Origin of the sequence: Nocardioides hankookensis (genome assembly GCF_042658885.1) — a bacterium.
Taxonomy (GTDB): domain Bacteria; phylum Actinomycetota; class Actinomycetes; order Propionibacteriales; family Nocardioidaceae; genus Nocardioides; species Nocardioides hankookensis.
Genome location: NZ_JBHSRJ010000008.1, coordinates 45,576 through 67,315 on the forward strand (window position 1 = coordinate 45,576; position 21,740 = coordinate 67,315).

The 21,740-nt window shown below is 72.4% G+C and carries 23 protein-coding genes; 2 read left to right on the forward strand and 21 right to left on the reverse strand.

Annotation, left to right across the window (positions count from 1 at the left end; all coding sequences use genetic code 11):
* Positions 1-80: 80 nt before the first annotated feature.
* The 17 genes from coaBC to ACFPYL_RS17725 form a co-directional block, all read right to left on the reverse strand.
* Complete coding sequence (gene coaBC, locus ACFPYL_RS17645; protein ID WP_379157182.1) at positions 81-1,334, reverse strand: bifunctional phosphopantothenoylcysteine decarboxylase/phosphopantothenate--cysteine ligase CoaBC; 1,254 nt, start codon at positions 1,332-1,334, stop codon at positions 81-83.
* Between the two features lie 12 nt (positions 1,335-1,346).
* Positions 1,347-1,673, reverse strand: coding sequence for a DNA-directed RNA polymerase subunit omega (gene rpoZ / locus ACFPYL_RS17650; protein ID WP_056159553.1), 327 nt, complete (start codon positions 1,671-1,673; stop codon positions 1,347-1,349).
* 9 nt (positions 1,674-1,682) lie between these two features.
* The gene (gene gmk / locus ACFPYL_RS17655; RefSeq protein WP_379157185.1) at positions 1,683-2,255 is read right to left on the reverse strand and encodes a guanylate kinase; all 573 of its coding nucleotides are present in this window, start codon (positions 2,253-2,255) and stop codon (positions 1,683-1,685) included.
* Entirely contained in the window at positions 2,248-2,568 is a 321-nt protein-coding gene (gene mihF / locus ACFPYL_RS17660; protein ID WP_056159754.1) for an integration host factor, actinobacterial type, read from the reverse strand. The genes gmk and mihF overlap by 8 nt, the downstream gene beginning before the upstream one ends.
* 87 nt (positions 2,569-2,655) lie before the next feature.
* Positions 2,656-3,090, reverse strand: coding sequence for a hypothetical protein (locus ACFPYL_RS17665; RefSeq protein ID WP_379157190.1), 435 nt, complete (start codon positions 3,088-3,090; stop codon positions 2,656-2,658).
* Positions 3,087-3,896: an orotidine-5'-phosphate decarboxylase gene (pyrF, locus tag ACFPYL_RS17670; protein WP_379158135.1), complete on the reverse strand. Its 810-nt coding sequence runs from the start codon at positions 3,894-3,896 to the stop codon at positions 3,087-3,089. The genes ACFPYL_RS17665 and pyrF overlap by 4 nt, the downstream gene beginning before the upstream one ends.
* A gap of 2 nt (positions 3,897-3,898) precedes the next feature.
* Complete coding sequence (locus ACFPYL_RS17675) at positions 3,899-4,897, reverse strand: quinone-dependent dihydroorotate dehydrogenase (protein WP_379157193.1); 999 nt, start codon at positions 4,895-4,897, stop codon at positions 3,899-3,901.
* Positions 4,894-8,199 (reverse strand): carbamoyl-phosphate synthase large subunit, encoded by a 3,306-nt coding sequence (gene carB, locus ACFPYL_RS17680; protein WP_379157196.1) that lies wholly within the window; start codon positions 8,197-8,199, stop codon positions 4,894-4,896. Before carB ends, ACFPYL_RS17675 begins: the two co-directional genes overlap by 4 nt.
* Positions 8,199-9,380: a glutamine-hydrolyzing carbamoyl-phosphate synthase small subunit gene (gene carA, locus ACFPYL_RS17685; protein WP_379157199.1), complete on the reverse strand. Its 1,182-nt coding sequence runs from the start codon at positions 9,378-9,380 to the stop codon at positions 8,199-8,201. The genes carB and carA overlap by 1 nt, the downstream gene beginning before the upstream one ends.
* The gene (locus ACFPYL_RS17690) at positions 9,377-10,669 is read right to left on the reverse strand and encodes a dihydroorotase (protein ID WP_379157202.1); all 1,293 of its coding nucleotides are present in this window, start codon (positions 10,667-10,669) and stop codon (positions 9,377-9,379) included. The genes carA and ACFPYL_RS17690 overlap by 4 nt, the downstream gene beginning before the upstream one ends.
* Positions 10,666-11,622: an aspartate carbamoyltransferase catalytic subunit gene (locus ACFPYL_RS17695; protein WP_379157205.1), complete on the reverse strand. Its 957-nt coding sequence runs from the start codon at positions 11,620-11,622 to the stop codon at positions 10,666-10,668. Before ACFPYL_RS17695 ends, ACFPYL_RS17690 begins: the two co-directional genes overlap by 4 nt.
* Positions 11,619-12,188 carry a bifunctional pyr operon transcriptional regulator/uracil phosphoribosyltransferase PyrR gene (pyrR, locus tag ACFPYL_RS17700; RefSeq protein WP_379157207.1) on the reverse strand — a complete coding sequence of 190 codons (570 nt, stop codon included), beginning with the start codon at positions 12,186-12,188 and terminating at the stop codon, positions 11,619-11,621. The genes ACFPYL_RS17695 and pyrR overlap by 4 nt, the downstream gene beginning before the upstream one ends.
* Positions 12,189-12,297: 109 nt before the next feature.
* Positions 12,298-13,134: a patatin-like phospholipase family protein gene (locus tag ACFPYL_RS17705; RefSeq protein ID WP_379157210.1), complete on the reverse strand. Its 837-nt coding sequence runs from the start codon at positions 13,132-13,134 to the stop codon at positions 12,298-12,300.
* Between the two features lie 55 nt (positions 13,135-13,189).
* Complete coding sequence (locus ACFPYL_RS17710) at positions 13,190-13,648, reverse strand: cytochrome b/b6 domain-containing protein (RefSeq protein ID WP_379157213.1); 459 nt, start codon at positions 13,646-13,648, stop codon at positions 13,190-13,192.
* A 153-nt stretch (positions 13,649-13,801) separates the two neighbouring features.
* Positions 13,802-14,512 carry a molybdopterin-dependent oxidoreductase gene (locus ACFPYL_RS17715; protein ID WP_379157215.1) on the reverse strand — a complete coding sequence of 237 codons (711 nt, stop codon included), beginning with the start codon at positions 14,510-14,512 and terminating at the stop codon, positions 13,802-13,804.
* Positions 14,496-14,687: a hypothetical protein gene (locus ACFPYL_RS17720; protein ID WP_379157218.1), complete on the reverse strand. Its 192-nt coding sequence runs from the start codon at positions 14,685-14,687 to the stop codon at positions 14,496-14,498. The genes ACFPYL_RS17715 and ACFPYL_RS17720 overlap by 17 nt, the downstream gene beginning before the upstream one ends.
* A gap of 45 nt (positions 14,688-14,732) precedes the next feature.
* Positions 14,733-15,749, reverse strand: coding sequence for an NADPH:quinone reductase (locus ACFPYL_RS17725; protein WP_379157221.1), 1,017 nt, complete (start codon positions 15,747-15,749; stop codon positions 14,733-14,735).
* A 69-nt stretch (positions 15,750-15,818) separates the two neighbouring features.
* On the opposite strand from ACFPYL_RS17725, the gene ACFPYL_RS17730 reads away from it, so the two are divergent.
* Positions 15,819-16,226 (forward strand): PPOX class F420-dependent oxidoreductase, encoded by a 408-nt coding sequence (locus ACFPYL_RS17730; protein WP_379157224.1) that lies wholly within the window; start codon positions 15,819-15,821, stop codon positions 16,224-16,226.
* A gap of 85 nt (positions 16,227-16,311) precedes the next feature.
* On the opposite strand, the gene ACFPYL_RS17735 is transcribed toward ACFPYL_RS17730, so the two are convergent.
* Positions 16,312-17,640, reverse strand: coding sequence for a MinD/ParA family ATP-binding protein (locus ACFPYL_RS17735; protein ID WP_379157227.1), 1,329 nt, complete (start codon positions 17,638-17,640; stop codon positions 16,312-16,314).
* 77 nt (positions 17,641-17,717) lie between these two features.
* The gene (locus tag ACFPYL_RS17740; RefSeq protein WP_379157230.1) at positions 17,718-19,031 is read right to left on the reverse strand and encodes a dihydrolipoyl dehydrogenase family protein; all 1,314 of its coding nucleotides are present in this window, start codon (positions 19,029-19,031) and stop codon (positions 17,718-17,720) included.
* 359 nt (positions 19,032-19,390) lie between these two features.
* On the opposite strand from ACFPYL_RS17740, the gene ACFPYL_RS17745 reads away from it, so the two are divergent.
* Positions 19,391-19,582, forward strand: a complete 192-nt coding sequence (locus ACFPYL_RS17745) for a hypothetical protein (RefSeq protein ID WP_379157233.1) — start codon at positions 19,391-19,393, stop codon at positions 19,580-19,582.
* Here the strand turns inward: ACFPYL_RS17745 and ACFPYL_RS17750 are convergent.
* Positions 19,574-20,401, reverse strand: coding sequence for a DUF1206 domain-containing protein (locus ACFPYL_RS17750; protein ID WP_379157236.1), 828 nt, complete (start codon positions 20,399-20,401; stop codon positions 19,574-19,576). The two genes, ACFPYL_RS17745 and ACFPYL_RS17750, sit on opposite strands and share 9 nt — an antisense overlap.
* Positions 20,346-21,734, reverse strand: coding sequence for a dihydrolipoyl dehydrogenase family protein (locus ACFPYL_RS17755; protein ID WP_379157239.1), 1,389 nt, complete (start codon positions 21,732-21,734; stop codon positions 20,346-20,348). The genes ACFPYL_RS17750 and ACFPYL_RS17755 overlap by 56 nt, the downstream gene beginning before the upstream one ends.
* Between the last annotated feature and the right edge of the window lie 6 nt (positions 21,735-21,740).

Sequence of the window (21,740 nt, forward strand, 5' to 3'; positions counted from 1 at the left end):
GGCGTGCGATTGGGGGTGCTACGGGCGGTGCGGAACACCCTAACCGGCGTCCCGCAGGGTGGTACGGCGGTCTCAGCAGTTCACCTGAGACGGCCGCGGACCTGGTCCCAGATGACGTGGGCGAGCGCGGACTTGGACCCGCGCGACACCTCCACGTCGGCGCCGTCGGCGGCCAGGATCACGGCCTCGTTGTCGGGGCTGCCGAACACGGCTCCCCCGCTGACGTCGTTGACCACGAGCAGGTCGCAGCCCTTGCGCACCAGCTTGGTGCGGGCCAGGTCGAGCACCGACCCGGTCTCGTCGCCGGTCTCGGCGGCGAACCCGACGACGACCTGCCCCTCGCGAGCGCGCTCGGTGCCGATTTCGTGGAGGATGTCGGGGTTCTGGACGAGCTCGATCGTGGGCGCCGACCCGTCGGCAGCCTTCTTGATCTTCGCGTCGCTGACGCCGGTGGGCCGGAAGTCGGCGGGGGCGGCAGCCATCACGACCGCGTCCGCGGCGGCCGCGGCGGAGACGACCTCCTGGCGGAGCTGAGCGGTCGTCTCGACCCGCACGACCTTGACGCCGGCCGGGTCCGGCAGCGTCACGTTGGCGGCGACCAGGGTGACCTCGGCGCCGCGGGCGGCGGCGGCGCGGGCGAGCGCGTAGCCCTGGAGCCCGGAGGAGCGGTTGCCGAGGAAGCGCACCGGGTCGAGGTACTCACGGGTGCCGCCTGCGGACACCACCACGTGGCGGCCGGCGAGGTCGAGCTCCGTCGTACCACGCTCCAGGACCTCGCGGCAGACCTCGAAGATCTCGTCGGGCTCGGGCAGCCGACCCTTGCCGGTGTCCTTGCCGGTCAGGCGGCCCTCGGCGGGCTCGATGACGAGAGCGCCGCGGTCGCGCAGGGTGGCGACGTTGGCGCGGGTCGCCGGGTGCTCCCACATCTCGGTGTGCATCGCGGGTGCGAAGACCACCGGGCAGCGCGCGGTCAGCAGCGTGGAGGTGAGCAGGTCGTCGGCGAGACCGTGCGTGGCCTTGGCCAGCAGGTCGGCCGTCGCGGGTGCGACCACGACGAGGTCGGCCTCCTGGCCGATCCGCACGTGCGGCACCTCGTGCACGTTGCTCCACACGTCGGTGGCCACCGGCTTGCCGGACAGCGCCGACCAGGTCGGCGCGCCGACGAACTCGAGGGCGGCCGCGGTGGGCACGACGGTGACGTCGTGGCCCGACTCGGTGAAGCGACGCAGCAGCTCGCACGCCTTGTAGGCGGCGATCCCGCCGGACACCCCGAGAACGACACGAGGCCGCCTCCCGGAGGAGACGGCCGTGTCGTGGTGCTCGGTCGGGCTCATCGACCCGTCAGGTCAGTTGCCCGCGAGGCCGGCCTCGGCGGCAGCCTGGGCGGCGGCCTCCTCGGCAGCGAGCTCGGCGGGGTCGATGTCCTCGCAGACCAGGAGGTCGTCGTTGATCTCGCGGAGCGCGATCGACAGCGGCTTCTCCTGCACGTGGGTGTCCACGAGAGGGCCGACGTACTCGAGCAGGCCCTCGCCCAGCTGCGAGTAGTAGGCGTTGATCTGGCGAGCACGCTTGGCGCTGAAGAGAACCAGCTTGTACTTGCTGTCGGTCTTGGAGAGCAGGTCGTCGATCGAGGGGTTGGTGACACCCTCAGCGGCGATGTTCGGGGCAGCCACGCAGAAGCCTCACTGATCGGTTGGGGATTGCAGCATCAAGGCTACCAACTCCTCGGCTGCAGCGTGAACTTCGTGGTTCACGATGCTCACGTCGAACTCCGCCTCGGCGGCCAGCTCCTCGCGTGCGGTGACCAGGCGACGCTCGCGCTCCTCCTCGGTCTCGGTGCCCCGGCCGACCAGCCGGCGCACCAGCTCGTCCCACGAAGGCGGCTTGAGGAAGACGAACAGTGCGTCGGGCATGCTCTCGCGGACCTGCCGCGCGCCCTGGAGGTCGATCTCGAGCAGCGCCGGTCGACCGGCCGCGAGCACGGCCTCGACCGGCTGCCGCGGGGTGCCGTAGCGGGCGGCCTTGTGCACGACCGCCCACTCGAGCAGGTCGCCGCGCTCGACCATGGCGTCGAACTGGTCGTCGTCGACGAACCAGTAGTGGACGCCGTCCTGCTCCCCGGGACGTGGCGCCCGGGTCGTCGCGGACACGGAGATCCAGGCCTCCGGGTGGTGCCGGCGTACGTCGGCGGCGACGGTGCCCTTCCCGACCGCGGTCGGTCCCGCGAGAACGACGAGGCGGGAGGCCTTAGTCACGCGCCGCGAACTCCTTCTCCAGCGCCGCGACCTGCTTGGTGCCGAGGCCGCGGACCCGGCGGCTCTCGGCGATGCCGAGGCGCTCCATGAGCTGGCGCGCGCGGACCTTGCCGAGGCCGGGCATCGCCTGGAGCAGGTCGACGACCCGCATCTTCCCGATGACCTCGTTGCGCTGGCCCTCCTCGAGCACGTCGGCGATCGAGGCGCCCGAGTTCTTCAGCCGGTTCTTGACCTCGGCCCGCTCCCTCCGGGATGCGGCGGCCTTGTCGAGGGCCGCCTGACGCTGTTCAGGGGTGAGCGGGGGCAGGGCCACGAGCACAGGTCCTTCGGAGTTCGGGAGGTGGAGCGGGACGCAGGTGGTCAATCTAGTCAGAAGCGCGGACGGGCAGCAATCGGGGCGTCAGACAGTCAGCGGGGTGTGGCAGACGTCGCGTGCCTGCTGGTCGAGGTCCGACAACGCCTGCAGCGTGGCGCCGCTGCCGACGTCGGCCGCGGCCGCGTCGATCTTGCGCTTCTCGTCGGCGGTGAGACCGGCCGGTGGGTGCGCGCGGTCATAGGTCGCCGGGTCGACGCCGGCGTCCTCGAGCGCCTGCTGCAGGCCCTCCAGGCTCCGGATCACCTGCTGCCACTCGTCCTGGATGTCGGCGGGCGACTCGTCGGCGAGGTCCTGGAAGATCCCGAGCGCCTTGAGCAGCGCGTCCGGCGACCCGTCACCGAGGGTCTCGCTGAGCTTCTGCTGGTGGTCCTCGACGGCGCCGCAGTAGGCGTCCTTGTCGTCGCCGCAACCGGCGGCCAGCAGCGGCAGCAGGAGCGCGGCCACGGCGAGCCGCCTCACGGACGGAGCTCCTCGTTGGTGCGCAGGACGTAGTCGCGCATCGCGTCCGGCCGCTGGAGCCGGAGCACGTCGCGCGACGAGCTGGGCAGCACCGCCGCAGCCGAGCCGAAGAGCCGGCGTACGTCGGCGATGGTGCCGCCCTGCGCACCGAACCCGGGTGCCAGCACCGGCCCGTTGAAGGCCAGGTCCTCGTCCGTGGTCCCGATCGTGGCGCCGACGACCGCGCCGAAGGAGCCGAGGGGCTCGGCGTCCGCGTTGAGCCGGCGCAGGTGGTCGAGCATCAGGCCGGCGACCGTGCCGCCATCCGCGGTGCTGGCGTGCTGGACCTCGGGCCCCTCCTTGTTCGAGGTCAGCGCGAGCACGAAGACACCGCCGTCGTGCCGGCGCGCGCTGTCGAAGATCGGGTCGAGCGAGCCGAAGCCGAGGAACGGGCTGACCGTGATCGCGTCCGAGGCCAGCGGCGAGGTCGGGTCGAGGTAGGCGTCGGCGTACGCCTGGCTAGTCGAGCCGATGTCGCCGCGCTTCACGTCGAGCAGCACGAGCGCACCGGCGGCGCGGGACTCGGCGATGACGCGCTCGAGGACGGCGACGCCCCGGCTGCCGAACCGCTCGTAGAACGCGGACTGCGGCTTCACAACGCTCACGTGTGGGGCGACCGCCTCGACGACGGTCATCGCGAACGTCTCGAGGCCCGCCACGTCGTCGGTGAGTCCCCAGTCGTGCAGGAGCGCCGAGTGCGGGTCGATGCCGACGCAGAACGGGCCGCGCTCGGCGATCGCGGTGTGGAGGCGGGCTCCGAAGGTCATGGTCATGCCTGCACTCCCTGGACGATCCGGCGCGGCCACAGCGGGCCCTCGTAGATGAACGCGGTGTAGCCCTGGAGCAGCGTGGCGCCGGCGTCGAGGCGGGCCCGGGCGTCGGCGACGGTGGTGATGCCGCCGACGCCGATCAGGGTGAGGTCGGGACCGACGCGGCCGCGCAGCAGGCGGAGCACGTCGAGCGACCGGTCGGTGAGCGGGCGACCCGACAGTCCGCCGGCACCGACCTCCTCGACCTTGGCGTCGGGTGTGCGCAGCCCGGCGCGGGAGATGGTCGTGTTGGTGGCGATGATGCCGTCGAGGCCGATCGCGAGCGCCAGGTCGGCGACGCCGAGCACGTCGTCGTCGGCGAGGTCGGGAGCGATCTTCACCAACAGCGGGACCCCCGCCGCAACCCCCTGGACCGCGGTCAGGATCGGCTCGAGCTTCTCGACCGCCTGGAGGTTGCGGAGGCCGGGGGTGTTCGGGGAGCTGACGTTGACGACCAGGTAGTCGGCGTACGGCGCGAGCAGGCGGGCCGACTTCACGTAGTCGTGGACCGCCTCCTCCTCCGGCACGACCTTGCTCTTGCCGATGTTCACGCCGAGGACGGGGCCGGGCCGACGGCCACGCGCCTTCAGCCGCTCGGCGACGACCTCGGCGCCGTCGTTGTTGAAGCCCATCCGGTTGACGACCGCGCGGTCCTCGGGGAGCCGGAACAGGCGCGGCTTCGGGTTGCCGGGCTGCGCCTCCCCCGTCACCGTGCCGACCTCCACGTGTCCGAACCCGAGTGCGGCCAGCCCGTCGATGCCGACGGCGTTCTTGTCGAAGCCGGCGGCCAGGCCGAGCACGTTGGGGAACGTCAGGCCCAGGGCCCGGACCGGCGTGCCCGGCGTACGACGGACGGCCGTGACCGGCCGGGCCGCCCGGATCGCCCGGAACGCCGCGTGGTGGGCCTTCTCGGGGTCGGTCCGGGAGAAGCCGTGGTCGAAGAGCGCGCGGTAGATCAACGGCGGGCCCAGTCCTGCAGCGACCGCACACCGATCTCCCCACGCTCCAGCGCCTCGATGCCCTGCACCGCGGCACCCAGGCCCTGGACGGTCGTGATGCACGGGATGTTGGCCATCACCGCGGCCGTGCGGATCTCGTAGCCGTCGACGCGCGCCGAGCCGCCGCTGGTCGAGCCGTTGGGCGTGTTGATGACGAGCTGGATGTCGCCCTCGAGGATCAGCTGCACGGTGGTCTTCTCGCCGTTCGGGCCCTCCCCCTCCCAGTGCTTGCGCACGACCTCGGTGCGGACGCCGTTGCGGCGCAGCACCTCGGCGGTGCCTTGGGTCGCGAGGATCTCGAAGCCGTGGTCGGCCAGCACCTTGATCGGGAAGATCATGTGCCGCTTGTCGCGGTTGGCCATGCTCACGAAGACCTTGCCGCCGGTCGGGAGCGGGCCGAACGCGCCGGCCTGCGCCTTCGCGAACGCCGTGCCGAAGTCGGCGTCGAAGCCCATCACCTCGCCGGTCGACTTCATCTCCGGGCCGAGCACCGTGTCGACCTGCTTGCCGTCGGGGCTGCGGAACCGGTTGAAGGGCATCACCGCCTCCTTGACGGCGATCGGCTGGTCGGCCGGCAGCGTGCCGCCGTCACCGGTCGCCGGCAGCATGCCGCTGGCGCGCAGCGAAGCGATCGACTCCCCCAGCATCACCCGCGCCGCCGCCTTCGCGAGCTGGGTGGCGGTGGCCTTGGAGACGAACGGGACCGTGCGGCTGGCGCGCGGGTTGGCCTCGAGGACGTAGAGCACGTCGGAGCCGAGGGCGAACTGGATGTTGAGCAACCCCAGCACGCCGACGCCGCGCGCGATCGCCTCGGTCGCCGTGCGGATCCGGTCGATCTCGGCCTTGCCGAGCGTGATCGGCGGCAGCGCGCACGACGAGTCGCCGGAGTGGATGCCGGCCTCCTCGATGTGCTCCATCACGCCGCCGAGGAAGAGCTCCTCGCCGTCGAAGAGTGCGTCCACGTCGATCTCGACGGCGTCGTCGATGAACCGGTCGACCAGCACCGGGTGCGCCGGACCGATCTCGGTCGAGCGCCCGATGTAGCCCGCGAGCGCCTCGTCGTCGTACACGATCTCCATGCCGCGGCCGCCCAGCACGTACGACGGCCGCACCATGACCGGGTAGCCGATCTCGGCGGCGATCCGGTGGGCGTCGGGGAAGCTGGTGGCCATGCCGTACTTCGGCGCGGGCAGCCCGGCATCGGCGAGCACCCGCCCGAAGGCGCCGCGCTCCTCGGCCAGGTGGATCGCCTCGGGCGAGGTGCCCAGGATCGTCACGCCGTTGTCCTTGAGGCCCTGCGCGAGCCCGAGCGGGGTCTGGCCGCCGAGCTGGCAGATCACCCCGAGCACCGGGCCGGCCTGCTGCTCCGCGTGCACGATCTCGAGCACGTCCTCCAGGGTGAGCGGCTCGAAGTAGAGCCGGTCGGAGGTGTCGTAGTCGGTCGAGACCGTCTCCGGGTTGCAGTTGACCATGATCGTCTCGTAGCCCGCCTGGCTCAGGGTGAGCGAGGCGTGCACGCACGAGTAGTCGAACTCGATGCCCTGGCCGATCCGGTTCGGACCCGAGCCGAGGATGATCACCGCTGGCTTCTCCCGGGCCGAGACCTCGGTCTCCTCGTCGTACGACGAGTAGTGGTACGGCGTGGCCGCGGCGAACTCGGCGGCGCAGGTGTCGACCGTCTTGTAGACCGGCCGGATGCCGAGCGCGTGCCGCACCCCGCGGACGACGTCCGCCGTCATGCCGCGGATCTTGCCGATCTGCACGTCGGAGAAGCCGTGCCGCTTGGCCTTGCGGAGCAGCGCGGGCGTGAGCTCGGGCGCCGCGGTGACCTCCTCGGCGACCTCGTTGATCAGCAGCAGCTGGTCGACGAACCACGGGTCGATCTTGGTGTGGTCGAAGATCTCCTCCGCGGTGGCGCCGGCGCGCAGCGCGTCCATGACCTTCTTGAGCCGGCCGTCGTGCGGGACCTCGATCTCGGCCAGCAGCGCGGCCTTGTCGAGCTCGACCCACTCCTGGTGCCAGTCGAAGGCGGCGTCCTTGGACTCCAGCGAGCGCAGCGCCTTCTGGAGCGCCTCGGTGAAGCTGCGGCCGATCGCCATCGCCTCGCCGACCGACTTCATGTGCGTCGTCAGCCGCGGGTCCGCCCCGGGGAACTTCTCGAACGCGAACCGGGGCACCTTCACCACGACGTAGTCGAGCGTCGGCTCGAACGCCGCGGGGGTGCTGGAGCCGTCGGCGCGCACGGTGATGTCGTTGGGGATCTCGTCGAGCGTGTAGCCGATGGCGACCTTGGCCGCGATCTTGGCGATCGGGAAGCCGGTGGCCTTCGAGGCGAGCGCGCTGGAGCGCGAGACCCGCGGGTTCATCTCGATGACGATGACGCGGCCGTCGGCCGGGTTGACGGCGTACTGGATGTTGCAGCCGCCGGTGTCGACGCCGACCTCGCGGATGATGCCGATCGCCAGGTCGCGCAGGTGCTGGTACTCGCGGTCGGTCAGGGTCATCGCGGGGGCGACGGTGATCGAGTCACCGGTGTGCACGCCCATCGGGTCCAGGTTCTCGATCGAGCAGATGATCACGACGTTGTCGGCCTTGTCGCGCATCACCTCCAGCTCGTACTCCTTCCACCCGATGATCGACTCCTCGATCAGCACCTCCGTGGTCGGGCTGGCGGCCAGGCCGGCGCCGGCGATGCGGGCCAGGTCGCCCTCGTCGTACGCGATGCCCGAGCCGGTGCCGCCCATCGTGAACGACGGACGCACGACGACCGGGTAGCCGAGCTCGACCGTGGCCTTCTCGCAGTCCTCGAGCGTGTGGCACACGAAGCTGCGGGCGACCTCGCCGCCCACCTTCGCCACGATGGCGTTGAAGAGCTCGCGGTTCTCGCCGCGGTGGATCGCCTCGAAGCTGGCGCCGATCATCTCGACGCCGTACTTCTCGAGGATGCCGCGCTCGTGCAGCGCGATCGCCGCGTTCAGTGCGGTCTGGCCGCCGAGCGTCGGCAGCAGCGCGTCCGGGCGCTCCTTGGCGATCACCTTCTCGACGAAGTCCGGGGTGATCGGCTCGACGTACGTCGCGTCCGCGAACTCCGGGTCGGTCATGATCGTGGCCGGGTTGGAGTTGACCAGGATGACCCGGATGCCCTCCTCCTTGAGGACCCGGCAGGCCTGGGTGCCCGAGTAGTCGAACTCGCAGGCCTGGCCGATGATGATCGGCCCGGAGCCGATCACCATGACCGACTTGATGTCGTCGCGCTTCGGCATCAGGCGCCCTCGTTTTCGGTGGTCGAGTAGTCGGTCGTGAGGAACGAACGACCGTCGTATCGAGACTCCATGACGTCGATGAACCGGTCGAAGAGGTACGCCGCGTCGTGCGGACCGGCGGCGGCCTCGGGGTGGTACTGGACGGAGAAGCCCTTGAGCCTGCCGCCTTCGCGCAGCTCGAGGCCCTCGACCACGTCGTCGTTGAGGCAGACGTGGCTGACGCTCGCCTCGCCGTACGGCGTGGTGGTGCTGCCCTCGAGCGGGGCGTCGACCGCGAAGCCGTGGTTGTGCGCGGTGACCTCGGTCTTGCCGGTGGTGCGGTCCATCACCGGCTGGTTGATGCCGCGGTGGCCGTACTTCAGCTTGTAGGTGCCGAAGCCGAGCGCGCGCCCGAAGAGCTGGTTGCCGAAGCAGATGCCGAAGTACGGGATCCCCTCGGCCAGCGCCCCCTGGAGCACCTCGATCTGGTGCGTGGTCGCGGCCGGGTCGCCCGGACCGTTGGAGTAGAAGAGGCCGTCGGGCGCGACCGCTTGGATCTCCTCGAGCGTCGCGGTCGCGGGCAGCACGTGCACCTCGATGCCGCGCTCGGCCATCCGGTAGGGCGTCATGCCCTTGATGCCGAGGTCGAGGGCGGCGACGGTGAAGCGCTTCTCCCCCGCGGCGGGCACGACGTACGCCTCCTGCGTGGAGACCTCCGAGGCGAGCTCGGACCCGGCCATCTCGCCGGAGGCGAGCACCCTCTCGAGCAGGGCGGCCGGGTCGGTCTCGGTGGAGGAGATCCCGACCCGCATCGCACCGCGCTCGCGCAGGTGCCGGGTCAGGGCGCGGGTGTCGATGCCGGAGATCCCGACGACGCCCTGCGCCGCGAGCTCCTCGTCGAGGCTGCGGCGCGAGCGCCAGTTGGAGGCCCGCCGGGCGGGGTCGCGCACGACGTAGCCGGCGACCCAGATCCGGTTGCTCTCCGGGTCCTCGTCGTTGACGCCGGTGTTGCCGATGTGCGGGGCCGTCATCACCACGACCTGGCGGTGGTACGACGGGTCGGTGAGCGTCTCCTGGTAGCCGGTCATGCCGGTGTTGAAGACCGCCTCGCCGAACGTCTCGCCCTCGGCGCCGTACGTCTCGCCGTGGAAGGTGCGCCCGTCCTCGAGGACGAGCAGTGCCGACTTCTGGCCGCCGCTCATGCGAGCTTCCCGTCGAGCACGGTGGCGGTCCCGCGGAGGAACGTGGCGACCACGCGGCCAGGCAGCTCCATCCCGCGGTAGGGCGTGTTGCGGCTCAGGCTGGCCGACTCGGACGGGTCGACCGTGCGGGTCGCGGCCGGGTCGTAGAGCACCACGTTGGCGGGCGCGCCCACCTCGATGGGCCGACCGTGATCGGCCGCGCGGCCGATCCGGGCCGGGGCGTAGGACATCCGCTCGGCGACGCCGGCCCAGTCGAGCAACCCGGGGTCGACCATCGTCTGCTGCACGATCGACAGCGCGGTCTCGAGGCCGAGCATCCCGAACGCGGCCGCCGACCACTCGCAGTCCTTGTCCTCGTGCGGGTGCGGCGCGTGGTCGGTGGCGACGATGTCGATGGTGCCGTCGGCCAGGCCCTCGCGGAGCGCGGCCACGTCGGCGGCCGAGCGCAGCGGCGGGTTGACCTTGTAGATCGGGTCGTACGTCGCCGCCAGCTCGTCGGTGAGCAGCAGGTGGTGGGGACACGCCTCGGCGGTGACCTCGACGCCCTTGCCCTTGGCCCAGCGGATCAGCTCGACGGAGCCCGCGGTGGAGACGTGGCAGACGTGGAGCCGGGAGCCGACGTGCTCGGCGAGCAGCACGTCGCGGGCGATGATCGCCTCCTCGGCGACCGCCGGCCAGCCGGCCAGCCCGAGGCGGCCGGAGAGCTCGCCCTCGTTCATCTGCGCGCCCTCGGTGAGCCGCGGCTCCTGGGCGTGCTGGGCGACGACGCCGTCGAACGCCTTGACGTACTCCAGCGCGCGGCGCATCAGCACCGCGTCGCTGACGCACTTGCCGTCGTCGGAGAAGACCCGGACGCGCGCGGCCGAGTCGGCCATCGCACCGAGCTCGGCGAGCCGCTCGCCCTGGAGACCGACGGTGACGGCGCCGACCGGATAGACGTCGCAGTGCCCGGCCTCGCGGCCCAGCCGCCAGACCTGCTCGACCACCCCGGCGGTGTCGGCCACCGGCTCGGTGTTGGCCATCGCGAAGACGGCCGTGAACCCGCCGAGGGCGGCCGCCTGGGTGCCGGTGTCGACGGTCTCGGCGTCCTCGCGCCCCGGCTCGCGCAGGTGCGTGTGCAGGTCGACCAGGCCGGGCAGCGCGACCAGGCCGGACGCGTCGATCACCTCGGTCGACCCGTCGCTCGTCAGGCCCGGCCCGATGCCGGCGACGACGCCGTCCTGGAGCAGCAGGTCGGTCGGCTCGCCGCCGAGGACCGCGACGTTCTTGATCAGGTAGCTGGTGCTCACTCTTCTCCTCCGACAGCGGGCTCGGACCCACCGAGCAGCAGGTACAGGACGGCCATCCGCACGGCGACGCCGTTGGTGACCTGCTCGACGATCACGGACCGGTCGGAGTCGGCCACGTCGGCCGTGATCTCCATGCCGCGGACCATCGGGCCGGGGTGCATCACGATCGTGTGGTCCTGGAGCATCGCCATCCGCTTGCCGTCGAGGCCGTAGCGGCGCGAGTACTCCCGCGCGGTCGGGAAGAACCCGCCGTGCATCCGCTCCCGCTGGACCCGCAGCATCATCACGGCATCGGCCTTCGGCAGCACGCCGTCGAGGTCGTACGACGTCTCCACCGGCCAGCCCTCGACGCCGACCGGCAGCAGGGTCGGCGGCGCGACCAGGGTGACCTCGGCGCCGAGGGTGCGCAGCAGGAGCGCGTTGGACCGCGCGACCCGGCTGTGCAGCACGTCGCCGACGATCGCGATCTTGCGCCCCTCGAGCCCGCCGGGCTTCGAGTCGCCGAGGTGCTTCCACATCGTGAAGGCGTCCAGCAGGGCCTGGGTGGGGTGCTCGTGGGTGCCGTCGCCGGCGTTCACGACGCTGGAGCGCACCCAGCCCGAGTGGGCGAGGAGGTGCGGGGCGCCGCTGGCGCCGTGGCGCACCACGACCGCGTCCGCGCCCATGGCCTCGAGCGTCAGCGCGGTGTCCTTGAGGCTCTCGCCCTTCGACAGGCTGGAGCCCTTGGCGGAGAAGTTGATGACGTCCGCGCTCAGCCGCTTCGCGGCCGCCTCGAACGAGATCCGGGTGCGGGTCGAGTCCTCGAAGAAGAGGTTGACCACGGTGCGGCCGCGCAGGGCGGGCAGCTTCTTGATCGGCCGGTCCGCGAGCGAGCGCATCTCGTCGGCGGTCGTGAGGACCAGCTCGGCGTCGTCGCGGCTCAGGTCGGCCGCGCTCAGCAGGTGTCGCTTCACGCGCCCATCCCCTCGATCGTCACGGCGTCCACGTCGTCGACGCCGAGCAACCGGACCTTCACCCGCTCGACCAGCGAGGTCGGGAGGTTCTTGCCGACGAAGTCGGCGCGGATCGGCAGCTCGCGGTGCCCGCGGTCGACCAGCACCGCGAGCCGGACCGCCGTCGGGCGCCCGATGTCGCCGAGCGCGTCGAGCGCGGCGCGGATCGTGCGGCCGGAGAAGAGCACGTCGTCGACCAGGACGACGACCTTGCCGTCGATCCCGCCCGGCGGGATCTCGGTCGGCAGCAGCGCGCGGGCCGGCTTCAGCCGGAGGTCGTCGCGGTACATCGTGACGTCGAGCGAGCCGACCGGCACGTCGTGGCCCTCGACGGAGGCGACCCGCTCGGCGATCCGCTTCGCGAGCGGGACGCCGCGGCTCGGGATGCCGAGGAGGACGAGGTCGTCGGCGCCCTTGTTGCGCTCGAGGATCTCGTGGGAGATGCGGGTCAACGCCCGCGTGATGTCACCGGCGTCGAGGACGACGCGGGAGGGCGGGACGGACTCTTCGTACGGGTGCGCAGGCAACAGCCTCGGACCTCCTTCTCCGCCTCACGGGACGGCTCGTTAAAGGATGTCGATCGAGAGCACCCTACCCGCGTCCGGTGCCGATGGCTGAACCCGGCCCACCGGTTTCTCAGCCGGCGGACAGGGCAGGCGCCGCGAGTGCAGCGGCGGCCGCCTGCTCCCCCATCCGGACCAGGGTCGCGGTGTGACCGAAGTCGAAGACGGGACCGCAGTCGTAGTCCTCGTCGAGCTTGACCGGGAGGACACGGACCCAGGGGTCGAACGCCGCGGCCGGCCGGTTCATGATCGACCCGGCGAGGGCCGCGACCAGCACGTCGACCGGGGTCCGGAGCTGGCGCAGCTCGCGCGGTCGCTTCGTCACGTCGAGCACCCACACCCGGTCCCCCGGCCGGGCGAGGTCCGCGGCGCCCGTCAGCGGGACGTTCTCGGCGACGCCCGCATCGACGTGCGCCCGCGCCGCTCCGGGCGGCCCGATCATCACCGGGGGCAGCAGGCCGGGCAGGGCCGCGGAGGCGCAGAGCACGTCGGGCAGGTGCCCGACGTCGTGGTGGACGGGCCGGCCGGTCATCAGGTCGGTGGTGGCGACCCGGACCGGCACCGCCAGGTCCTCGAGCCGGTTGGCCGGCAGCAGGCGCTCGACCAGCAGGCGGAGCGCGTCGTTCGAGAAGAGGTAGGGCCGGAGCCGGGCCAGGTTGCCGAGTGCGGAGCGGCGTGGCCCGGTGAGCGTGGTCGACGTCATCGATGCCCACACCCGCGCCAGCTCCTCGACCCGGGCGGGGGTCGGGTCCGCGGCGAGGAAGCAGGCGTTCAGGGAGCCGACCGACCCCGCGACCATCAGGTCGGGGCGTACGCCGGCGGCCAGCAGGGCACGCAGCATGCCGACCTGTCCTGCACCGCGGGAGCCGCCGCCGGACAGCACGAAGATGTCGCGGTGCTGGGTGCTCATGGCGACCTCCTCGACTGGCTTCTCACCAGTCAGATCGGCCGCGGCGGCTCCGTGCTCAAGGTCGGGGAGGTAAAAGCTCGTCGGCCCAGGCCGCGTGCTCCCGCCGGGCCCAGCGGGTCGAGACCCGCCCGGTGCGCATGCCGCGACGCGCCTCGGGATCGCGCAGCGCGTAGACCACGTGACCGAGCACGAGGAGGCCGAGGGCCAGGGCCGACCAGTCATGCACGAAGGTCGCGCCGGAGCGCCAGGACAGGCGCACCAGCCCGGTCCAGTACATGAGGACACCGGTGCCCAGGAGCACGCCGGTCGCCCCGGCGACCAGCCAGGAGTTGATCTTCTGGCCGGCGTTGAACTTGCCGACCCGGATGGTGCCGTCGCGCCGCTCCTTGCTGCGCAGCCACTGCCAGTCGGCGGGGGTGAACCGGTTGAGCCGGCGTACGTCTGCGCGGTACGCCGCCGAGAGCGCCCCGGCGAGCATCGGGACGGGCAGCGCGAGGCCGCTCCAGACGTGCACCGTCTCGACCAGGGCCGGTGCCCGACCGCCATCATCAGCGAGCCGTTGTAGAGGACCAGCGCGGTGACCAGGCAGACGCCCATCAGGATCGCGACCGAGCGGTGCACCAGCCGCTCCGCCCGGGCGAACCTCGCCACGGAGTGGCCGGCCGTCTCACTCACCGATGAACCCGTCGAGCGGGTAGCCGCGGGCCTCCCAGTAGCCCGGGTCGTTGTTGTCGGTCACCTCGATCTCGGAGAGCCACTTGGTGCTCTTGTAGCCGTACATCGAGCCCGAGTAGATCCGCACCGGTCCCCCGTGGTCGTGGGTCACCGGCTTGCCGTACATGCCGAGCGCGACGACCACGTCGTCGGCGCGGGCCTGGTCGAGGGTCATGTTGACCGAGTAGGTGCCGTCGAAGGAGTGAAAGCGCACGCCGACCGCCTTGCTCGTCGGCGCGGCGCGGTCGAGCAGGTCGGAGAGCCGCACCCCGGTCCACGGCACGTCCGGCACGTGCCAGCCGGTGACGCAGTGGAAGGTGTCGGTGAACGAGAGCTGCGGCAGCGCCTCGAGGTCGCGCAGCCGGTACGTCGTCGGGTGGTCGACCAGCCCGGCCACCTTCAGCGAGTACGTCGTGGCGTCGCGGGGCTCGACCGCACCGGTGACCGAGTAGTAGCGCCAGGTGTTGCCGAGCGGGACCAGCGACGTGAGGCCGGTCGGGTCGCGCAGCTGCACGGGCGCGAGCAGCTTGCTGAGACCGTCCTGGACCGAGGCGCCGGTGACGACACCGAGCGCACCGAGCCCGAGGAGGCCGAGCACCACCCGGCGGCCGACCGGGGCGCCGTCGGAGCCCGGACCAGGGCCGGGATCAGGGCCTGCGCCCACGGATGCCGACCGACGCGACGACGGCCCCCACGAGCAGCACGATCGGACCGATGATCGACCAGGTCCGGGTGCCGCTCATCGAGCTCCCCTGGATGACGTCGATGCCCTGGAGCGTCCACAGCAGCCCGAGGAGCACGAGCACGACGCCGACGACGACCCACAACGGTTTGGCCACGTGTCCACTCAACCACGCGGTGCCTGAGATCGGGGGCCGTCCTGATTACGCGTCGGTGACGTCGATGAGGACCTTGCCGACCGCGCCGGCCTCTACGGCGTCCTGCGCCGCGGCCGTCTCGTCGAGCGGGAAGTGGTGCAGCGGCACGCCGGCGTCCGCGCCGACCCGCAGCGCTCCGGCGGCGACCGCGGCGTTGACGTCCTCGACCGCGGCCCGGACCAGGTGGTCGTGCAGCGTGTAGAGGATGAGGAACTGGAAGCGCAGGTTCTTCCCGAACGCCGCCCGCAGCGGCATGGTCAGCTCGTCGCCGCCGTTGTTGGCGTAGATCGAGACCAGGCCGTGCACCTTGACGGCCTCGAGGTCGATGCCGATGTTCTGCGCGGGTGCCACCTCGACAGCGATGTCGACCCCGTCGGGCGCCACCTCCTGGATCGCCCGGGTCGCGTCGCCCTCGCGGTAGTTGACGACGTGGTCGGCGCCGGCGGCCCGCGCCAGCGCGGCCTTCTCCTCGCTGCTGACGGTGGTCACGACGGTCGCCCCGGACCAGCGCGCCAGCTGGATCGCGGCGTTGCCGACGGCGCCCGCACCCCCGGCGACCAGCACCACCCGGCCGGCCAGCGTCCCGGGACCCAGCCGCTGCGGGCCGTCCTCACCGGCGGTCAGCGCCCGGTGCGCCGTCACCGCCGGCACGCCGAGGCTCGCGCCGAGGTCGTACGACGCCTCGTCGGCCAGCGGCGCGACCCGACCGACCGGCTGCACCGTGTGCTCGGCCGCGGTGCCGTAGGGGCGCCCGTGCTGCGCGAGCACCAACCAGACCCGGTCGCCCACGGCGTGCTCCTCGACACCGGGGCCGACCGCGTCGACCACCCCCGCGCCGTCCTGCCCGGGGACGACCTCGTCCCAGCCGGCCATCATCCCGGCACGGAACTTCCAGTCGGTCGGGTTGACGCCCGACCGGACCACCCGCACCCGCACCTCGCCGGGACCGGGCTCGGGCAGGTCGCGCTCGACCAGCTCCAGGACGGAGGACGGACCGGTCTTGTCGTACACGACGGCGCGCATGGTGAACCTCTCGCTCGGGGACCTGGGGTGTGACCCTAACCTCGAGGTAACCCGTCCCCAGGAGGATCCATGCCCGAGCTGCCGTTCCGCGACGACGTCCGCGCCCTGCTGCTGAAGCCCAACCCGGCGGTCGTGTCGACGCTGCGCTCGGACGGCCAGCCGATCTCGGTGGCTACCTGGTACCTCCTCGAGGAGGACGACCGGGTGCTGCTGAACATGGACGACACCCGGGTCCGGCTCCAGCACCTGCGCCGCGACCCCCGGGTCAGCCTCACCGTGCTCGACGAGTCCGGCTGGTACACCCACGTGTCGCTCGTCGGCCGGGTCGAGGGATTGAGCGTCGACGAGGGACTGGTCGACATCGACCGGCTGAGCACGCACTACACCGGCAAGCCGTACCCGAACCGCGAGAGCCCGCGCACCAGCGCCTGGCTGGTCGTCGAGAAGTGGCACGGCTGGGGCGCAGCGAAGAGCTGACTCCTGATCCGGCCAGGAGCCGACCCACCACCTCCGGCCGGGTCGAGCGGCCGGAGGCAGCGGGCCAGCGGTCAGGGCGACGCGCTCAGAGCGCGGCAGCCATCCCCGCGCAGGCCCTGAGCCACTGCATCCGGGTGTTCTCGGAGAGCTGGGCGTAGGGCACGACGGACCCGGCGACCAGCGCCGGGTCGTAGGGGACGCGGTAGACCCCGCGGGTGCGCTGCTGGTAGACGTCCACGAGGTCGGCCGCGAGCTTCGCGTCGACGTTCGCGGACGGGTCCGAGAGCACCGTGACGGTCTTGTGCTTGAGGTCCTGGTAGCCGGCGTCCTGCAGCGCGTCGAGCATCCACAGTCCGCTGTAGCCGGTGTCCTCACGCACCGTCGACGTGACGACCAGGAGGTCGGCCGCCCCGGCAGCGGCGAGCCAGTTCTCGGCCCGCATGTTGTTGCCGGTGTCGATGAGGATGACTCGGTAGAAGCGCTCCAGGAGCTTGTGCACCGAGTCGAAGTCCGACGCCCTGATGGTCCCGGTCACGTCGGGGCGCTCGTCGGAAGCGAGCACGTCGAAGTGGGCGTCGCCCTGGGAGCGCACGAACGCGCCCAGGTCGCCGATCCGGGACTGGTAGACGTCGGTGAACCGCTCGAGGTCCTCGAGCAGCTCGCGCGTGGTGTTGCGGTGGGCACTGCGGGTGCCCCGGATGCCCAGGGTCCCGCGGGTCTCGTTGTTGTCCCAGGCGACGACACCGCCACCGCGGACGGTGCCGAACGTGAAGCCGGCGGCGAGGACGCCGGTCGTCTTCGCGGCGCCGCCCTTGGGGTTGATGAAGGCGATCGTGCGCGGGCCGTCGAAGTCGCGCTGGATGGTCGCCCGGTCCTGCTCGTAGGCGAGCTCGTCGGGACCCATCCGCGGGGTGATCAGGCCACCGCTCCAGCGGCGCACCTTGCCGCGCCAGCCCCAGGTGGCCGGGCCGTGCTCCTGCTCGGCGTCGCGACGGTCCAGGAAGTCGGTGGCCGACATGAAGCGGCGTACGTCGCCGCCGTCGTCGGTCTCCGGCTGCGCGGGCGGTGCGGCGACCGGCGCCGACGTCACGGGCGGGCGGGTCGCCGGCGGGCCGGCGGCGGGCGGCGGCCCGGCCGGCGGTGGCGTCGAGGGCCGGTAGGCCGGAGGTGGGGTGGACGGCTGAGCAGCAGGCGGCGGGGGCGTCTCGGCCGGCGGCTGCGTGGACGGCAGCGGGTCGGTCAACGGGTCGCCGTACGTGATCGGCTCGCGCTCCCCGGCGCCACCGTCGCGGTTCTCCCGGCGGGCGGCGTAGGCCGCGAAGTCCTCCGGCGTGTAGAGCCGGTCACTGGTGTCGTCGGCGGGATCGTGAGCATCGTGTCGCGAGCCCCCGGAGCTCCATGCTTCCTGCGACATCGGTTCCTCCCTCAGAGCCGGGCCCGTCCCGGCTCACGCACGTCCTTCCCCCAAATGGAGGCGATCACACGCGCCAGTCAGAGGTCGCTCAGGGCCGCGGCGATCGCGCGGTGGAACGTCGGGTACGCGTAGTGCATCCCGCGCAGCGTCTCGACCGGGATCGCGGCGTGCACGGCCGCACTCAGCAGGCCGACCACCTCCCCGCCGTACGGCGCCACGACGGTGCCGCCGACGAGCACGCCGCGGTCCCTGTCGGCCACGACCTTGACGATCCCCTCGGCCTCGTTGATCCAGCCACGGGCGGCCTGCGGGATGTCCGCGCGGCCGACCGCGACCGTCAGCCCGGCGTCCCTCGCCTGGGCCTCGGTGAGGCCGACGGCGCCGACCTCCGGGTCCGTGAACGTCACCCGGCTGACCGCTCGGTAGTCGGCGCCCGAGCCGCCCTGGCCGAGCAGGTCGCGGACCGCGACCTTCGCCTGGTAGAGCGACACGTGCGTGAACGCGCCCCTTCCGGTGATGTCCCCGACGGCCCAGAGCCGCTCCCCCGCCCGCAGCCACTCGTCGGTCGTGAGGTGGTCGGCGTCCGGGGACAGCCCGACCGTCTCGAGCCCGATGTCGGCGAGGTTCGGGGTGCGCCCGACCGCGACCAGCAGCCGCTCGGCGCTCAGCACCTCGCCCCCGACCTCCAGGACGAAGCCGCCGTCGTGCTCGACCCGGCTGAGCTCCGAGCCCACCCGGACGTCGACGCCCTCGGCGCGCAGCACCCGGGTCACGACCTCGGCGGCCTCGGGCTCCTCGGGCCCGAGCAGTCGGTCCTCGGCCTCGACCAGCGTCACCCGGGTCCCGAACCGGGCGAACGCCTGCGCCAGCTCGCACCCGATCGGACCGCCACCGAGCACCACCATCGACTCCGGCGCCTCGACCTCCCGCATCACCTCGCGGTTGGTCCAGTACGGCGTCCCGGCGAGCCCATCGACCGGCGGGACGGTCGGCTCGGTGCCGGTGTCGAGCAGGACGCCGAGCCGGGCGTCGTACGTCGTGCCGGCGACCTCGACGCGGCCCTGGCCGGCCAGGCGCCCGTGCCCGCGGACGATGCGGACCCCGGCCTCCTCGAGCGGTCCGGCGTGGCTCTCGTCGCTCCAGTCGTGGTTGGCCTCCCGGATCCGGGTCGCCGCCCGGCCCAGCCCGCGACCCTCGTGGGCCGCGTGGATCATCAGCTTCGACGGCGTGCAGCCGTAGAACGGGCACTCGCCGCCGACCAGGTCGCGCTCGACGGCGACCACCCGGAGGCCCGCCTCGGCGAGCTTGCGGGCGGCGTGCTCTCCACCCGCCCCGAGGCCGAGCACGACGACGTCGACTGGGTCGACCGGTCTGCGATCGGTGTCCGTCATGGCCGCAACCCTGCCACCATGGTCCATGCCGTTCTCGTCACGACGTGCCCTCATCGGCGCCGGCATCGCCGGCGGAGCGGCCCTGGTCGTGGGGTGCGACGACCACCCGGACGCCGCCCCGCCGACGGCGTCGCCCACCCCGACCGACGCCTCTCCCACCGGGCCCCCGGACCGGCTGAGCGTCCCCGACTTCGACCCCACCGACTGGGCGTCGGTGCGCGCGCAGTTCCCCCTCGACCCCGCGGCGAGCCAGTTCGCGGCGTTCGGCGGTCGTCGCGCGCACGGTCGAGCAGGCCAGCCGGCTCAAGGAGCGTCTCGCCGGCACCGGCGTCACCGTCATCACGCCGACGGACCCGGCGGTGTCGGCCGGCATCGTCTGCGTCGACGTGCCCGGCCTGCCGCCCCAGAACGCCGTCCTGATGCTGCGCGAGCAGGGCATCGTCGCGAGCTCGACGTCGTACGCCACGTCGTACCTGGGACTGGGCCCGAGCATCGTCACCACGCCCGAGCAGGTCGACGAGGCGGTCGAGGCGGTAGCCGCACTAGCGTGAGAGGTGGCGGGCCTGGGCGAAGGTGAAGAGGCCGAAGCAGGCCAGTCCGACCCCGACGATCCCGAGCAGGAACGGCCCGAACGGCTGGTCGAGCACCGTGAAGAGCGCTTGGTCGAGGCCGCCGGACTTCTTGGCCTCGTGGGTGATCCCGGCGTAGCAGAAGAGCCCGCCCACGATCGCGAAGGCGACACCCCGCGCGGAGTAGCCGGCCTTGCCGAACGCGACGTACGCCGTGCCGCTCTTCCCGCTGCGGCCCTCGGAGTCCAGCTTGTCGGCGAAGCCCTCGGTCCAGGCCCGGTAGAGCTGGAACAGCCCGAAGCCGATGATCGCGAGGCCGACGGCGACGACGAGCACCTGCCCGGCGGGCAGGTCCATGAGCTGGGCGGTGAAGGTCTCCTCGCCCTTGCCCGAGGAGCTGCTGCCGATGGCGATCTTGACGCCGCTGACGCCGATGACGACGTAGACGATCGCCTTGCCGGCCGAGGCCAGGCGCTTCCCGACGCGCTTCCTGCCGTCCTCGTCCCGGTGGCCGAAGGCGGCCTCGACGAGCTGCCACAGGGCCAGCAGGAACATCCCGATCGAGACGACCCAGATCAGGACGCCGCCGAAGTGCTGCTGCGCGAGCTCGCGCAGGGCTCCCGAGCTGGACGGGGCGCCGGAGCGGTCGCCGAACGCCAGCTGGATCGCCAGCCAGCCGATGAGGACGTAGACGACGCCGTACGCGACCAGCCCGGCGCGGGCGACCCAGTCGATCCAGTCGCGGTCAGGAGAGATCGGCGAGCGCGGACTCGATGGCGCGGTGGAAGGTCGGGTAGGCATAGATCATCGTCCTGAGCGTGTCGACCGGGACCTCCGCGTGCACCGCGACGGCCAGGAAGCCGAGGATCTCGCCGCCTGCCGGCCCCATCGCGGTCGCACCGACTAGGACCCCGCGGTCGGCGTCCTCGACGACCTTGATCAGCCCGTGCCCACCGGGGCCGTGGGTGAAACCGCGCGACGACTGCTCGAGCTTCGTGATGCCCGTGCGCACGGTGAGCCCCGCGTCGCGCGCCTGCTGCTCGCTCATCCCGACGCCGCCGATCTCCGGGTCGGTGAACGTCGCGTGCGGCACCGCGTGATAGCTGGCCGGTGCGCCGTCCTCGCCGAGGACGTCGCGCAGCGCGACCGCGGACTGGTACATCGAGACGTGCGTGAACGCGCCCTTGCCGGTGACGTCGCCGATCGCCCAGAGCCACTCCTGGGGCCCGCCCTGGACCCGCAGGCGCTCGTCCGTCTCGAGGGTCCGCGCGTGCGGGTCGAGACCGACCGTCTCGAGGCCGAGGTCGTCGAGGTTGGGGGTCCGCCCCGCGGCCACCAGCACCTTGTCGACGACCAGCTCCTCACCGGTGTCGAGGCCGAGGGTGAAGGCGCCCTCGGCGTACGACGCCCGCTGGAGCTCGACGTCGGTGAGCACCCGGATGCCCTCGTGCGCGAACACCTCGGCGAGCAGCGCGGCCGCCTCGGGCTCGTTGGCCGGCACCAGCCGCGGCCCGTGCTGGACCACCGTCACCCGGACGCCGAACCGCGCGAAGACCTGGGCCATCTCGCAGCCGATCGGCCCACCGCCGACGACGACGAGCGACCCCGGGAGCTCCGCGAGCTGCACGGCGTCGCGGTTGGTCCAGTACGGCGTGTCCGCGAGGCCCTCGACCGGCGGGACGGCCGGGCGGGTGCCCGGGTTGACCACGACCCCGCGGCGGGCGGTGTAGGTGGTCGTCTCGCCGTCGGCGCCCTCGACGGTGACCTGCCGCGGCCCGGCGAGCCGGCCGACACCGTGGTGCACGGTCGCCCCGGCGTCGCGCAGCCGGTCGACGGCGATCGTGTCGTCCCAGTGGGTCGTCGCCTGCTCGTCGATGCGGCGGTGCACGACGTCCCAGGCCGGCGTGATGGTGGCCTCGCCCGCGACCTCGGCGGCCCGGCGTACCTCTGCGACGACGTCGGCGCCGCGGACCATCATCTTGGTCGGGATGCAGCCGTAGTAAGGGCACTCACCGCCCACCAGGTGCTTGTCGACGGCCACGACCTCCAGGCCCGCCTTCGCGGCTCCGGTGGCGAGAGCCTCGCCGCCCGGGCCGGTGCCGATGACGACCAGGTCCACCTCGCGCTGAGTCATGTGCTC

Coding starts and splice junctions, on each gene's coding strand:
- coaBC (WP_379157182.1), bottom strand. CDS start 1,334: ATGAGCCCGACCGAGCACCACGACACGGCCGTCTCCTCCGGGAGGCGG.
- pyrF (WP_379158135.1), bottom strand. CDS start 3,896: ATGACCTTCGGAGCCCGCCTCCACACCGCGATCGCCGAGCGCGGCCCG.
- carB (WP_379157196.1), bottom strand. CDS start 8,199: ATGCCGAAGCGCGACGACATCAAGTCGGTCATGGTGATCGGCTCCGGG.
- carA (WP_379157199.1), bottom strand. CDS start 9,380: ATGAGCGGCGGCCAGAAGTCGGCACTGCTCGTCCTCGAGGACGGGCGC.
- ACFPYL_RS17705 (WP_379157210.1), bottom strand. CDS start 13,134: ATGAGCACCCAGCACCGCGACATCTTCGTGCTGTCCGGCGGCGGCTCC.
- ACFPYL_RS17725 (WP_379157221.1), bottom strand. CDS start 15,749: ATGCGCGCCGTCGTGTACGACAAGACCGGTCCGTCCTCCGTCCTGGAG.
- ACFPYL_RS17730 (WP_379157224.1), top strand. CDS start 15,819: ATGCCCGAGCTGCCGTTCCGCGACGACGTCCGCGCCCTGCTGCTGAAG.
- ACFPYL_RS17735 (WP_379157227.1), bottom strand. CDS start 17,640: ATGTCGCAGGAAGCATGGAGCTCCGGGGGCTCGCGACACGATGCTCAC.
- ACFPYL_RS17740 (WP_379157230.1), bottom strand. CDS start 19,031: ATGACGGACACCGATCGCAGACCGGTCGACCCAGTCGACGTCGTCGTG.
- ACFPYL_RS17750 (WP_379157236.1), bottom strand. CDS start 20,401: ATGCCTACCCGACCTTCCACCGCGCCATCGAGTCCGCGCTCGCCGATC.
- ACFPYL_RS17755 (WP_379157239.1), bottom strand. CDS start 21,734: ATGACTCAGCGCGAGGTGGACCTGGTCGTCATCGGCACCGGCCCGGGC.